Below are 13491 nucleotides of genomic sequence, written 5' to 3' on the forward strand. Positions count from 1 at the left end.
GTCCCGTCTCCCGCCGCCTCGCCCCTCGCCGTTGAACGGCGGACCCGTGGGGCGCCCGAGCGGCTGACGGGGCGCACGGCACGAGGCCGGCCACCGCCGTCCGGCTCCCCTTCCCCTCGCCCGTCCGCGTACGGCGGCTCCCTGCCGCCGGCCGCTCGCGGCTCCTCCTTCCGTACCTCTTCCTCCCTTCCTCCCGGTGGCCCCGCGCGGCGACCGGCCCCCGCGTGGGGCCGTCGTGCCCGCACGCCGCCGCGGTCCCCGACGAGACGGGAACACCACGATGTCCCAGCACGACACCTCCGGGCCGGCCACGGCCGCGCCCGGCCATCCGCCGCCTGCGGTCCCGGAACCCCCTCCCCCGCACGCGGCGGCGGCTCCCCGCCCGCTGCACACCCGCCCGACCGACGGCGACCTGCTCGCCGCACGGCTGGTGCCGCTGCGCCGGCCCGGACAGTGGATCTCCGCGGCCGTCCTGCTCGTGCTGTTCGCCATGCTCGTCCACACCCTGGTCACCAACCCTCGCTTCCAGTGGCACGTGGTCGGCCACTACTTCCTGAGCGGGTCCATCCTGCGCGGGCTCGAACTGACCCTGTGGCTCACCGGCGCGGTCATGGCCAGCGGCTACCTGCTCGGCATCGGGGTGGCCGCGATGCGGCTGTCGCGCAACCCGGTGCTGCGCGGCCTGAGTTTCGGCTACGTGTGGCTGGTGCGCTCGGTCCCGCCGCTGGTGCAACTGCTCTTCTGGTACGAACTGGCCTCGCTCTACCCGCGGTTGTCGGTGGGGGTGCCGTTCGGCGCGGAGTTCGCCGGGGTGAGCACCGCGCACCTGTTCAGCGGCGTCCTGGCCGCCTACGTCGGACTCACCCTGGACGTGGCCGCGTTCTCCTCGGAGATCGTCCGCGGCGGCATCCTGTCCGTCGACCAGGGACAGCGCGAGGCCGCGCGGGCACTGGGCCTGGGCGAGGGGCGGATCTTCCGCCGGATCGTGCTGCCGCAGGCCATGCCGGCGATCATCCCCGCCTCCGGGAACCTGCTCATCGGCATGCTGAAGGCGACCTCGATCGTCAGCGTCATCGCGGTCCAGGACCTGCTGTACTCCAGCCAGTTGATCTACAACCAGAACTTCCTGATCATGCCGCTGCTGCTGGTCGCCACCCTCTGGTACATCATCCTGACCACGCTGCTGTCCGTCGGCCAGTTCTACGTCGAGCGCCACTACGCGCGCGGCACCGGCCGGTCCGGCGGCCGGCCGTCACGCGGCTTCTGGCAGGTGGCCCGCGCCAACGTGCCCCTGTTCGGACCGGCCCGGCGTGCGGCGGAGGGGCTGTCATGAGCGGCGACGAGCGGCCCCTGGTGCGGGTGCGCGGCCTGCGCAAGAGCTACGGCGCGAACGTCGTGCTCGACGGCGTGGACCTGGACGTGCGCCAGGGCGAGGTGACGGTGCTGCTGGGCCCGTCCGGGTCCGGCAAGTCGACGCTGCTGCGCTGCGTCAACCACTTGGAGAAGCCGGACGCCGGCTTCGTGGAGATCGGCGGCGACCTCGTCGGCTACCGGCACGACGGCGGGCGGCTGCACGAACTGCGGCCCCGGGCGGTCACCCGGCAGCGGGCCGACGTCGGCATGGTCTTCCAGCAGTTCAACCTCTTCCCGCACCTGACGGTGCTCGACAACATCACCGAGGCGCCGGTCGCGGTGCGCGGTGTCCCGCGCAGGCAGGCGGCCGCCCGGGCACGCGAGCTGCTGGAACGCGTGGGCCTGGGCGGCCGGGAGGACTCCTACCCCCGGCAGATGTCCGGCGGCCAGCAGCAGCGGGTGGCCATCGCCCGCGCGCTGGCGATGGAGCCGCGGCTGCTGCTGTTCGACGAGCCGACCAGCGCGCTGGACCCCGAACTCGTGGGCGAGGTCCTCGCGGTGATCCAGGACCTTGCGCTCAGCGGCATGACGATGATCGTCGTCACGCACGAGATCGGCTTCGCGCGGAAGGTGGCCGACACCGTGGTCTTCCTCGACGGCGGACGGATCATCGAGTCCGGCGTTCCCGCGGACGTGTTGAGCGCTCCGCAGCACGAACGGGCCCGCTCCTTCCTGGCCGCGGTCCTCTGACCCCGTACCCGCTCCCCCGCTCTCCGGCACCTCCCCCGCAGGACCCCGTGAAAGGCACCTCCGTGACCACCGAACGCCGTTCCCACCGCCGCGCCATGAGACTCGCCGCCGCCACCGTCGCCACCGCGGCGGGGCTCGCCCTGCTCGCCGCCTGCGGCGGCTCCTCGGACGACTCCTCCTCCGCCACCAGCACGGGGGCCGGGGCCAAGCCGGCCGCCGGCACGTCGGGTTCGACCGCGATCCCGACCCAGGACGTGGTGTCCTCGATCGCCGCGGACCCGAAGCTGAAGGCCGAACTGCCCGCCAAGATCCGCAGCAGCGGCACCCTGACGCTGGGCACCACCCAGCAGCCCGGCGTCCAGGGCCTGCCGCACGCCGGCCAGCAGGACGGCAAGGACGTCGGCCTCGACGTCGACCTGCGCAACGCCGTCGCCAAGGTGCTCGGCGTCACCTGGGACGTGCAGAACGGCACCTTCCCGACCATCATCCCCGGCGTGCAGAACGGCCGTTACGACGTGGGGCAGGACAACTTCGGGGTCACCAAGGAGCGCGAGAAGGTCGTCGACTTCGCGACGTACCTCGACGACGGCCAGGCGTTCCTCGGGTCGCGCAACGTCTCGCTGACGTCCGTGAAGAAGCTCACCGACCTGTGCGGCCTGACCATCGCCACCTCGCCCGGCTCGACGTTCCAGCAGATCCTGACCGACGGCGCCGGCGACTGCGCCAAGATCGGCAAGAAGCCCTACAAGGTGCAGTACTTCGCCGACTCCGCGCCCATCTTCCTCGGCCTGGCCAACGGCAAGGTGGACGTCATGTTCGGCCCGACCCTCGGTCTGAAGTACGACGCGACCCGCATCCCCGGCACCAGGTTCCTCGGCGAGATCAGCACCACCGTGGTCGGCTTCGTCACCGCCCGGAACTCGCCCCTCGCCCCGGTGCTGCGCGACGCGGTCAACAAGCTGATCGCCGACGGCGACTACGCCAGGATCTTCGCGAAGTGGGGGGTACCCGGCACCGGGATCAGCACGTCGCAGCTCAACCCGGCGGCCACCTTCTGACCGGGGGCGGTCCGGCCCGGCGCGTGGGCGGTCCGGGCCCGTCGTGTGGGTGCTCCGCCCGCCGTGGGCGCGGTTCAGCGGCTGACGCCGTCCCACGCCCGGAGGGCCGCGCCGCGCGCCCCCGGGCGCGCGGCGAACAGGCCCCCGTCCGGCCCGCCCGCACTGATCAGCAAGGTGTCGAGGCCGGGCCCCGCGAAGGCCGCGCTGGAGGGGTACGCCGCGGGGACCCGTACGGTGGCCAGGTGCCGGGCGGCCGGCGAGTAGCAGCGCACCTCGCCCGCGCCCCACACCGCCAGCCACAGGTTGCCGTCGCGGTCCGCGCACAGCCCGTCCGGCAGCCCGTCGCCGACCGCAAGGAGGTCGCGCCGCGGGCCGGTCCGTCCGTCCGGGCCGTACCCGCGCACCCGGACCCGCCCCGACCCGGTGTCCACGCTGTACATCAGCCGCCCGTCGGGTGACCAGGCCAGCCCGTTGGAGCAGGTCAGGTCGGTGTCGAGAACGCGCGGCCGGCCGTCGCCCGCCAGGCGCACCAGGACGTCACCGCCGCGGCGGCCGTCGAGCGCAGCGCTGCCGACCAGGAAGCGCCCGGCCGGGTCGCAGCCGCCGTCGTTCAACCGCCCCGGCGTCCCGGCCGCCAGCACGCGGGCGCCGGCCCGGCGCGTGCCGTCCGGCAGCAGGACGGTGAGGCCGTGCCGGCCGGCGACGAGCAGGCGGCCGTCGGCGGCGCAGGCCACCGCGCCGACCGTGCCCGGGAGACGGTGCCGCCGCACCACCTCCACCCGGGCCGGCCGCAGCCGCCCCTCGTGGACCAGCCCGGCCTCGATGTCCACCCACAGCAGCCGCTCGCGGGGCGCGTCCCAGACCGGGCCCTCGGCGAGCCGGAAGCCGCCGGCCAGCACCGGCCGGGCGTCGCAGGTCAGCAACGCCCGGTCCCCCGGCCGGTTCCCCGGCCGCTTCCCCGGCACGCTCCGGCGCGTCGCCGGGGCGGTGCGGCGGCCGGGCGCTCACGCATCGGCGCACTCCGAACGGTGCCGGCCCAGCCCGTCGATCTCCATCTCCATCACGTCGCCGGCGCGCAGATAGGGGAAGCGGCCGGAGAGCGCGACGCCCTCGGGGGTACCGGTGTTGACCAGGTCGCCGGGTTCCAGCACCAGGTATTGGGACAGGTGGCGGATGATCTCCGCGACGCCGAAGACCATGTCGGCGGTCGAGGAGTCCTGCCGGGGCTCGCCGTTGACCCAGGAGCGCAGCCGCAGCGCCTGCGGGTCGGGGACCTCGTCGGCGGTCAGCAGCCACGGGCCGAGCGGGTTGAACGTCTCACAGCTCTTGCCCTTCCCCCACTGGCCGCCCGGGGTCCGCAACTGGAAGGCCCGCTCGGAGACGTCGTTGCCGAGCGCGTAGCCGGCGACATGGGCCAGCGGGTCGTCGTCCGCGGCGAGGTAGCGGGCCCGGCGGCCGATCACCACCGTCAGCTCCACCTCCCAGTCGGTCTGCCGCGAGCCGCGCGGGATGAGCACGGTGTCCCGCGGGCCGACCACGGTGTTGGGGCTCTTGTGGAAGAGGATCGGCTCGGTGGGCGGCTCGGCCCCCGACTCGCGGGCGTGGGCGGCGTAGTTCTGGCCGATGCACAGCACCGCGCCGGGCCGGGCCACGGGCGCGCCGACGCGCTCGCCGGCCACCTCGCCGGCCGGCAGTTCGGGCAGCCGGCCGGCGGCCAGCGCCTCCCGGGCCCGCCGGACGCCGTCGGCGGCGAGGAAGGCGGGGTCGATGTCGGGGGTGAGTCCGGACAGGTCGTAGGTCCGGCCGTCGGCGGTGCCGGCGACGGGGCGCTCGCCACCGGCCGGCCCCAGGCGCATCAGGCGCATGCGGTGCTCTTTCTTCGGAGGGACTCGGGGGGTCGACTTGAGAGTGCGGGAGGGGGGACGCGGGTGCGGGGCGCGGACCGGGCACCCGGGAGGCGGGCGCGCGGCGCGCCCGCCCGCACCGCCACCACGGACGGGACGGGGGACCGGCCCGCTACCGGCTACGGCTACGGCTACGGCTACGGCTACGGCTACGGCTACGGCTACTCCACGCGTTCCAGGGCCTCGCGGCCCACGGCGTGCAGCAGCTTCCGTCCGTCGAGGTGCCGTTCGATCTCCGCCACGGTGCTCTCGCCCAACGCGTACCGGCCCTCGACGGTGGCCGCGGCCCGGTGGGGCGTCAGGAGCACGTTGGGCAGGGCGCGCAACGGGTGGTCGGTGGGTAGCGGTTCGGCGTCGTAGACGTCGAGTGCCGCGTCGATCCGGCCGGTGCGCAGCTCGTCCAGCAGCGCGGCCTCGTCCACCAGCCAGGACCTGGCGGTGTTGACCAGCCCGGCACCGTCGGGGAGCAGGGCCAGTTCCCGGCGGCCGAGCAGGTGCCGGGTCCCGGCGAGCGCGGGCGCGTGCACCGCGGTGATCCGGCTGGTGGCCAGCACCTCGTCGAGTCCGGCCACCCGGACGCCGAGTTCCTCGGCGTCCGCCGCGGACAGGAAGGGGTCGGACACGGTGACCTCGGCGCCCAGCGCCCTGACCAGCTCGATGTACGCCCGCCCGGTGCGGGAGGCGCCGATCACGCCCACCGGGCAGCCGAGGATCTGGTGCCGTTCGGGCGCCTGCTCGGCCCGCTCCCACGCGGCACCCGAGCGCAGCGCGTGGTCGAAGCGGTGGATGCGGTGCAGGAGCGCGAGGGTGAAGGCGAGGGCCACCTCGGCGACCGGGCGGGCCATCGCGGCACCCGCCTGCGTGACGCGCACGCCCCGGTCGAAGACCGCCGGGTGGACGTACGGGCTCACCGCGCCGCCGGTGTGCGCGACCAGCTCCAACCGCGGCGCGGCCGCCAGCAGTTCGGGGTCGAGCCGGGCCGTCCCCCAGCCGGTGACCAGGATGTCGGCGTCGGCGAGTGCCGCCGCCAGTTCCGCCCGGTCGCCGGGACGGTCGAGCAGCACCAGGTCGGCGCGCCGGAGCAGCCGCTCCCAGCTCTCCGCGCCGAACACCTGTTCCCGCAGCGCGCCGCCCACCGCGACGACGGCCACGCTCCGCCTCCCGCCCGCCGGCACCGGGGGCCGCGCGGGGTCAGCGGAGCCAGTCATCGCGGTGCTCCGCCACGAACGCGTCGTCGGTCAGCCACGGGTACGCGGCGGCGACGCGGGCGATCTCCTCCGCCTGCCGGGGCGAGAGGCGTTCGGCCGGGTCGAGGCACCACGTGCCGGCCAGCAGCCCCTGGCGGCGCAGCACCTCGTGCACCCCGGGGATGCAGCCGCGGAACGCGTTGCGGACGTCGAAGACCGCCGCGTTGGCCTCGCTCAACTGCGGTGCCCTGCGCAGCAGATCGGTCATGAGCTGCTGGTCGCCGGCCCGCGCGGCGCGCACCTCGGCCAGCATCCGGACCGCGCCGGAGGTCCAGACGGCCCACTGCCCGAGCAGCCCGCCGGCGAACCAGCGCAGGTCGCCGGCCGAGGTGCGGTACGGGGTGAGCAGGTCGGTGAGGATCGCGTCGTCGTTGCCGGTGTAGAGGGCGACCTCGCCGGAGCGGTCGCTCGCGGCGACGGCGGCGATCACCTCGGCGGTGCGGTAGCGGTCGAACGGCGCGGCCTTGATCGCCACCACCGAGGGGATGTCGGCGAACGCCCGCCAGAAGTCGGCGGACAGGTAGCGGCCCCCGACGGCCTCCTGGAGGTAGAAGCCGACGACGGGCAGCACCTCGCCGACCGCGCGGGCCCGGTCCAGCAGCCCGGTCTCGTCGGCTCCTGGCACCGCGGGGCTCAACAGCACCGCGTCATAGCCGAGTTCGGCCGCGAGTTCGGCCTCGGCGACGGCCTGCGCGGTGTAGCCGCAGGCGCCCGCGACCTTCACCACCGGCCGCCCGGCCTCCTTGTCCGCGGTCTCCGCGGCGAGTTCGAGCACCGGGCGCAGCAGGCCGACCGCGGCGTCCCGGATCTCGAACTGCGTGGTGTGCACGCCGACGGCGATGCCGCCGGCACCCGCGGCCAGGTAGTAGCGGGTCAGGGCGCGCTGGCGCCGTTCGTCCAGGCGGCGTTCGGCGTCCAGGGCGAGCGGGTGGGCGGGTATGACGGTGCCGGCGGCGAGCAGGTCGAGCGGGCCCGCCGGGGCGGGGGCGGAGCCCGGGACGGCGGCGGAGCCCGGGGCGGCGGCGGGGGCGGCGTGCGGCGCGGGGGCGGGACGGCTGCCGGGGAGGCGGCCGGAAGCGTTGCCGGAAGCGGCGCTCCCGGCGCCCCCGTCAGCGCCGTCGGTGCCGATGCCGGTACCGGTGTGAGCGGCGGTGCGCTCGTCGTTGCGGGTGGACACGGTGGGTCAGAACCTTCCGTCGCGGACGTGGAACTTGGTGGGCCGGCCCGACAGCGGCAGCCCGCGCCGGATCCACTCGGCCTGCCAGCCGACGAGCGTGCGCAGCGGCACCGGCGGATAGCCGAACAGGGCGTGGCAGCGGCTCGCGTCGGACAGCAGGGCCGTGCCGGACTCCTGACCCGTCGTCAAGGATGCCTGCTCGGCGTCCACTTCACCGGCCCGCCCGGCATCCGGCCGGCCGAACTCCTCGGCGAAGAGGTGGGCCAGCCGTCGGACCGAGGCGGTCTCGGGCCCGGTGAGGTTGAGGGTGAAGACGTCCGCGTCCGCGTGCAGCAGGGCGCGCAGGGCGACCTCGTTGGCGTACCCCTGCCAGACGACGTTGGCGTGGCCGGTGGTGACGTCGACGGGTTCGCCGGCGTGCACGGTCGAGGCGATGTCGGCGAGCACCCCGTAGCGCAGGTCGATCGCGTAGTTCAGCCGCAGCAGCGCGACCCGGGTGCCGTGCTCGGCGGCGTGGTGGCCGAGGACCCGCTCGCGGCCGAGGCAGGACATGGCGTACTCCCCGACCGGGCCGACCGGGTCGGTCTCGGCGGAGCCGGCCGAGGCGGTGTCGACCAGGGGGTAGACGTTGCCGGTGGAGAAGGCGGCGATCCGGGCGTCGCGGTAGCGGCGGGCGATCCGGTCCGGCAGGGCCGCGTTGACCGCCCAGGCGTGCGCGGGGTTGCCCGCGGACCCGAACTTGGCGCCGACCATGAAGATCACGTTGCCGGCGTCGGGCAGCTCGGCCGGGTCGCCGTCGAGCAGGTCGAACGCGACCGGGCGGACGCCCTCGGCGGCGAGCGCGTCGGCTGCCGCCCGGTCCGACCAGCGGGAGACGGCGTGCACGGCGAGGTCGCCGCGGCCGGCCGCGTCCAGCGCGCGGCGGGCGAGCCGGCACATGCTGGGCCCCATCTTGCCGCCGGCGCCGAGCACGACCAGGTCGCCGTCGAGGCGGGCGAGGTCGGCCACCAGGGCGGGCGAGGGCGTGGCGAGCAGGTCTTCGAGCTGCCGTTCGCCGCCGGGGAAGTCCGCCGCGCCGAGGATCCCGGCGGAGGCGGGCGCGGGGGTCGCGGTCGCGGCGGTCGCGGTCGCGGGGGTGGTCGAAGACGTCGGGGCCGGGGCGGGGGCGGGAGCGGGGGTGGAGGTGGAGGTGTGGGGCATGTGCGTGGTCATCCTTTGACGGCCGAACCGGTGACGCCCTCGGTGAAGTACCGCTGGCCGGCCAGGTAGGCGGCGAAGATGGGGACGAAGGCGATCACCGAGCCGGCGAGCACCTGGCTGAGCGGCACCTGCTGCTGTTGCAGCGACGCGATGCCGACGGTGAGGGTGCGCATGTCGCTGCTCTGGCCCATCACCAGCGGCCAGAGGAAGTCGTTCCAGTGCCACAGGAAGACGAAGGTGCCCAGCGTGGCGAGGATCGGCTTGAGCAGCGGCAGCACGATGCTGACGAAGATCCGCAGCTCGCCGCACCCGTCCAGCCGGGCCGCCTCGAACATCTCGTCCGGCAGGTCCCTGATGAACTGGCGCATCAGGAAGACCGCCTGGGCGTTGGCGAGGGTGGGGATGATCAGGCCCCAGTAGGTGTCCACACCGCCGAGCTTCGCCATCATGATGAAGGTCGGGATCATCGTGACGTGGTAGGGCACCATCACCATCGACAGGAACGACCAGAACATGGTCTCCCTGCCGCGGAAGCGCTTCTTGGCGAAGGCGTAGCCGGCCAGCGAGGACAGCACCAGCACCCCCACCACCGAGACCACCGAGTAGATCACGGTGTTGAGCAGCCAGCGCGGCACGTCCTGGGCGTCGAGCACCGTGCCGTAGGAGGAGCCGCTGAGGTGCCAGGGCAGCAGGCTGCCCGGCAGGGACACGGCGGCACCGGGCTTCAGCGACAGCACGAGCATCGCGTAGAAGGGGAAGACCGTCACCACGGAGGCGACCGCGAGCAGCACGCCGCGCACGATCCTGCCGACCGGGCCGGGCCGCAGCGCCCTGGGCACGGTGTCGCGTTCGCGGGGCCGCCCGGCGCGCCCGGCGCGGCGCGGCCACACGCCGCGGGTGGTCCGGTCGCCGGCCGCACCGGGCGCCGCACCGGCGGCACCGCGGGAGTCGGGGCCGGCCTGTGCCTCGACGGCCTCGGCGGTCACGTTCGCCATGGTCACTTCTCCTTTCCGAGCACGAGCCGCTGCACGAGCGCCACGACCACGGTCATCACGAACAGCACGCAGCCGAGCGCGCTGGCGTAGCCGAGGTCGCTGTACTTGAAGCCGGCGTCGTAGAGCTGGTACACGAGGCTGTAGCTGGCGTTGGCCGGGCCGCCGCCGGTCATCACGTAGATGGCGTCGAAGATCTGGAAGCTGTTGGTGGTCTCGATCACCGCCAGGAAGAAGAACGCCGGTCTGAGCTGCGGCGCGACGATGTGGCGGAAGCGCTGCCACGGCCCGGCGCCGTCCATCAGCGCGGCCTCCTCCAACTCCCGTGGCACGTCCTGGAGCCGGGCGAGCAGGATGAGCATGCCGTAGCCGCAGCGGGACCAGATGCCGACCAGGGCGATCGCCGGCAGCACCAGGGCGGAGTCGGTCAGCCAGGACTGGTCGGGCAGTCCGAGCAGGCCCATCAGGTCCGACCAGGGGCCCTTCGTGGAGAAGATCCAGATGAAGACGGTGGACGCCAGGATGAGGCTGGTGACCACCGGCAGGAAGAAGACCGACCGGAAGAGCCGCGAGCCGCGGAACGCCCGCCGGGTGAGCAGCGCCAGCGCGAGCGAGGCGAGGACGGTGAACGGCACCGCGATCACGCTGTAGACGACGGTCACCCGCAGCGAGGACCAGAACAGCGGGTCGTGCACCATCCGCTGGAAGTTCTCGAGCCCGGTGAAGTGGGTGGTGTCGCCGATGGTGTAGTCGGTGAAGCCGAGCACCAGCCCGGCGACGCCCGGGCCGAACCGGAAGGCCAGGAAGAGCAGGAAGCAGGGCAGCACGAACAGCAGCCCGATCCGGGCCTCCCGGCGCGCGTGCGGTCCGCGTCGGTTCTTCTGCGGGCGGGTGGTACGTTCCGCGACTGCGGCCACGGGACCTCCTTCGGGGAGCGACGGCTGCTGCCGGACCCGGCCGGCCGCCGGGGGCGGACGATCCGTGCCGGGCGGGCCGCTTCGCCGGTGCGAGCGGCCCGCGCCGTACGGGCGGTCAGCGCTTGCGGGCGATCAACTGGTCGGCGGCCTGGGCCGCGGCGTCGAGCGCCTTCTTCGGGGTGGTCTTGCCGAGCAGCGCGGCCTGGATCTGCGGGGCGAGCAGGCCCATCACGTCGCGCGCGGACTTGTTGAGCGGCCCGACGTCGGTGCTGCCGAGCACCTTCTCGGTGGCCTCCTGGATCTGGTCGCCCGGGTAGAGCGCGGTCGCGTCGGAGCGCGGCGAGAAGTAGCCGCCGGGCTTCTGCAGGCCCGCGGAGTTCTTCGGCTGCGACACGTACGAGATCCACTTGCCGGACAGCTCCTGGTTGGCGCCCTTGAACACCGCCAGCGTGCCGACGGTGCCGTACGCCACCGACTTGTCGGCGGTCAGGGCCGGGCCGACCTCGATGTTGTCCTTGCCCCAGAACGGCTCGACCTCGGCCGCGGTGTTCTGCCAGGTGCAGGCGACCTTGTTCTTGGCGAGGTCGGTCTGCTCGATCTGCGGGGTGGTGGTGACCAGGTCCTTGGGCGTCCAGCCGTTGTCCACGAAGGTCTTCAGCCAGGTGAGCGCCTTGACGCCGGCCGCGCTGTTGAAGGCGGCCTTCGTGCCGTCGGCGGAGAAGACGTCACCGCCGGCCTGCCACAGCAGCGGGTAGAAGGTCATGTTGAGGGTGGCGGTGGTGTCGCCGCTGTAGCTGGTGGCGTAGAAGCCCTTGGCCTTGAGCTTCGGCGCGAGCGCGGCGAGCTGGTCCCAGGTGGTCGGGTAGCTGGTCTCGCCGATCGCGTCGAAGACCTTCTTGTCGCACAGCAGCGGGTAGCTGGACATCAGGACGGGGGCCGCCAGCGCCTGCCCGTCCACGGTCACCGCCTTCAGCGCGGCCGGCCGGTAGGCCGCCTTGTCCGCGGCCGGCATCCACTGCGCGGCCGGGATCAGGTTGCGCTGGTAGGCGGAGAGCTGGTCGGGGATCAGGTACGCCACGTCGGGGCCCTTGCCCGCGGCGAGCGCGGTGGCCAGCGCGGTGTCCCGGTTGGCCCACGGGTAGGTGGAGACCTTCACGGTGACGCCGGGGTTCTCCTTCTCGAACCCCTTCACCAGGCCGTCCCAGTAGGCGTCGTTCGCCTTCGCGTCGTTGATCACCGGGTAGACCCAGGTGTTGATCGTCTTCTTCGAGCTGGACCCGGAGCCGGTGCCGGAGCCGCATCCGGCCACGGCGGTGACGGCGAGGGCGGCGGCGATGGCGAAGGCGGCGGTGTTACGGCGTCTCACGGTGGTTCTCGCTTTCCGGAAGCGTGGAGCGTGGCGGTGGTGGTCGTACGGGCGCGGGTGGGGTGTGCCGTGCGGGCGGTGCCCGGGGGCCGGGCCGGCGGCGCGGGGGGCGGCCGGCGCGGGACTGTCAGCGCGGCGGGACGGTCTCGACGGTGCCGCGGTGCCGGGAGCGTTCCGCGGCGAAGGCGGCGAGGTGGCTGCCGAGGGACTCGACCGGGCCGGAGCGGATGTGGGAGCGGTCGCCGGTGGCGAGCGCGGTGACGAAGGACTCGACCAGGACGGCGTCGCCGCCGCCGTGGCCGTCGGCGGCGTTGGAGCCGCTGGTGCCCACGTCGTGGACCTGGACGGTGTCGTCGCGGAAGTCGTGCACGGTGACCCGCTCGCCGTCGCCGCGCAGCCAGCCGTGGCTGCCGAAGATCCTGGTCCGGCGGTGGGTCTGCTCGGTGAAGGCGGTCATGGTGAAGACCGCGGTGGCGCCGCCGGACAGCCGCATGGCGACCACCTGGTTGTCCACCACGTCGTTGTCCGCGCGGTACACGCACCGGCCGTAGGGGCCGGTGCGCAGCGCCTCGGTGAGGACCGCCTCGTCCTGCGGGCCGGCGGCGTGCTCGGTCACGTGGTCGATCGGCCAGGCGCCACCGGTGGTGCGCAGCGCCGGGTAGTACAGCTTGGGCGCGGAGTACGGGCAGTCCGGTTCGACCGGGCAGTCCAGGCAGGTGGCGGTCGCGCCGGCCGGTGCGTTCTCCGGCCGGAAGTGGGCGAGCGAGCCGAAGCTCGCCACGGTCTCGATGCGGCGGCCGGTGACGTAGGCGATCCAGTCCAGGTCGTGGCTGGACTTGGCGAGGATCATCGGCGACGACAGGTCCTCGCGGCGCCACGGGCCGCGCACGTAGGAGTGCGCGTAGTGCCACCAGCCGACCGGCTCCAGGTGGTCCAGCCCGGTGACGGTGCCGAGGACGCCGCTGTCCACCACGCTTTTGACCAGGTCGGTGTAGGGGGTGTAGCGCATGACGTGGCAGACGGCGAAGGGCACGCCGGCCGCCTCCACGCCCTCGACGATGGCACGGCACTCGGCCTCGGTGGGGGCGAGCGGTTTCTCGGTCATCACCGCGTACCCCGCCCGGGCCAGCGCGAGCACGGGTTCGGCGTGCGCGCGGTCCTGGGTGGCCACGATCACGCCGTCGGCGAGCGGACCGCCGTTCGCCGCGGTCGCGGCGAGCAGTTCCCGCCAGTCGCCGTACCCGGTCGCCGACGGGACGGCGGCGCGCGCCTGCGGCCGGGGGTCGGCGACGGCGACGATCCGGGCCCGCTCGGGGTGGTCGCGGATCCAGGCGGCGTAGGTCAGCCCGCGGTTGCCCGCGCCCACGAGGGCGATCCGCACCGGGCGCCCCTCGATCGGGGTGCCTCCGGTGCTGGTCTGGTCGGTGGCCATGGTCTCTTCCTCACGGTGGGCGCGACGGCTCGCACGGGAACGGATCCGGGCGGGGGTCCGGTGGGAACGGGTGCGGGGGGCGGTCCGGCGGGAAC

Annotated in this window: 12 protein-coding genes; 3 read left to right on the forward strand and 9 right to left on the reverse strand. The window is 74.1% G+C overall.

The features are described 5' to 3' along the window. The first annotated feature begins 280 nt into the window (after positions 1-280). The 3 genes from RVR_RS05060 (at position 281) to RVR_RS05070 (ending at position 3161) form a co-directional block, all read left to right on the forward strand. Positions 281-1333: an amino acid ABC transporter permease gene (locus tag RVR_RS05060; protein WP_202232691.1), complete on the forward strand. Its 1053-nt coding sequence runs from the start codon at positions 281-283 to the stop codon at positions 1331-1333. Next, a complete protein-coding gene (locus RVR_RS05065) occupies positions 1330-2103 on the forward strand; it encodes an amino acid ABC transporter ATP-binding protein (RefSeq protein ID WP_430393106.1) in 774 nt (257 codons plus the stop codon). Before RVR_RS05060 ends, RVR_RS05065 begins: the two co-directional genes overlap by 4 nt. A 62-nt stretch (positions 2104-2165) precedes the next feature. Next, entirely contained in the window at positions 2166-3161 is a 996-nt protein-coding gene (locus RVR_RS05070) for a transporter substrate-binding domain-containing protein (protein WP_202232692.1), read from the forward strand. 74 nt (positions 3162-3235) lie between these two features. On the opposite strand, the gene RVR_RS05075 is transcribed toward RVR_RS05070, so the two are convergent. From RVR_RS05075 to RVR_RS05115, 9 genes are all read right to left on the reverse strand, one after another. After that, complete coding sequence (locus tag RVR_RS05075) at positions 3236-4084, reverse strand: SMP-30/gluconolactonase/LRE family protein (protein ID WP_202232693.1); 849 nt, start codon at positions 4082-4084, stop codon at positions 3236-3238. An 81-nt stretch (positions 4085-4165) separates the two neighbouring features. After that, complete coding sequence (locus tag RVR_RS05080; protein ID WP_202232694.1) at positions 4166-5026, reverse strand: fumarylacetoacetate hydrolase family protein; 861 nt, start codon at positions 5024-5026, stop codon at positions 4166-4168. A gap of 200 nt (positions 5027-5226) precedes the next feature. Next, positions 5227-6273: a hydroxyacid dehydrogenase gene (locus RVR_RS05085; RefSeq protein ID WP_202232695.1), complete on the reverse strand. Its 1047-nt coding sequence runs from the start codon at positions 6271-6273 to the stop codon at positions 5227-5229. Then, positions 6257-7273, reverse strand: coding sequence for a dihydrodipicolinate synthase family protein (locus tag RVR_RS05090; RefSeq protein ID WP_202238396.1), 1017 nt, complete (start codon positions 7271-7273; stop codon positions 6257-6259). Before RVR_RS05090 ends, RVR_RS05085 begins: the two co-directional genes overlap by 17 nt. Positions 7274-7495: 222 nt before the next feature. Beyond that, the gene (locus RVR_RS05095) at positions 7496-8689 is read right to left on the reverse strand and encodes an NAD-dependent epimerase/dehydratase family protein (RefSeq protein WP_237404578.1); all 1194 of its coding nucleotides are present in this window, start codon (positions 8687-8689) and stop codon (positions 7496-7498) included. An 8-nt stretch (positions 8690-8697) separates the two neighbouring features. Next, positions 8698-9684 (reverse strand): carbohydrate ABC transporter permease, encoded by a 987-nt coding sequence (locus RVR_RS05100; RefSeq protein WP_202232696.1) that lies wholly within the window; start codon positions 9682-9684, stop codon positions 8698-8700. A 2-nt stretch (positions 9685-9686) separates the two neighbouring features. Beyond that, complete coding sequence (locus tag RVR_RS05105; RefSeq protein ID WP_202232697.1) at positions 9687-10598, reverse strand: carbohydrate ABC transporter permease; 912 nt, start codon at positions 10596-10598, stop codon at positions 9687-9689. A 115-nt stretch (positions 10599-10713) separates the two neighbouring features. Further along, entirely contained in the window at positions 10714-11964 is a 1251-nt protein-coding gene (locus tag RVR_RS05110) for an extracellular solute-binding protein (protein WP_202232698.1), read from the reverse strand. Between the two features lie 127 nt (positions 11965-12091). After that, positions 12092-13396 (reverse strand): Gfo/Idh/MocA family protein, encoded by a 1305-nt coding sequence (locus tag RVR_RS05115; RefSeq protein ID WP_202232699.1) that lies wholly within the window; start codon positions 13394-13396, stop codon positions 12092-12094. Positions 13397-13491: the final 95 nt, after the last annotated feature.

Source organism: Streptomyces sp. SN-593 (assembly GCF_016756395.1).
Taxonomy (GTDB): Bacteria; Actinomycetota; Actinomycetes; order Streptomycetales; family Streptomycetaceae; genus Actinacidiphila; species Actinacidiphila reveromycinica.

What these genes read in the sequence shown, in the direction of transcription:
- RVR_RS05115 (WP_202232699.1), bottom strand. Translation starts at nt 13,396, where the DNA reads ATGGCCACCGACCAGACCAGCACCGGAGGCACCCCGATCGAGGGGCGC.
- RVR_RS05065 (WP_430393106.1), top strand. Translation starts at nt 1,330, where the DNA reads ATGAGCGGCGACGAGCGGCCCCTGGTGCGGGTGCGCGGCCTGCGCAAG.
- RVR_RS05095 (WP_237404578.1), bottom strand. Translation starts at nt 8,689, where the DNA reads ATGCCCCACACCTCCACCTCCACCCCCGCTCCCGCCCCCGCCCCGGCC.
- RVR_RS05100 (WP_202232696.1), bottom strand. Translation starts at nt 9,684, where the DNA reads ATGGCGAACGTGACCGCCGAGGCCGTCGAGGCACAGGCCGGCCCCGAC.
- RVR_RS05085 (WP_202232695.1), bottom strand. Translation starts at nt 6,273, where the DNA reads ATGACTGGCTCCGCTGACCCCGCGCGGCCCCCGGTGCCGGCGGGCGGG.
- RVR_RS05060 (WP_202232691.1), top strand. Translation starts at nt 281, where the DNA reads ATGTCCCAGCACGACACCTCCGGGCCGGCCACGGCCGCGCCCGGCCAT.
- RVR_RS05080 (WP_202232694.1), bottom strand. Translation starts at nt 5,026, where the DNA reads ATGCGCCTGATGCGCCTGGGGCCGGCCGGTGGCGAGCGCCCCGTCGCC.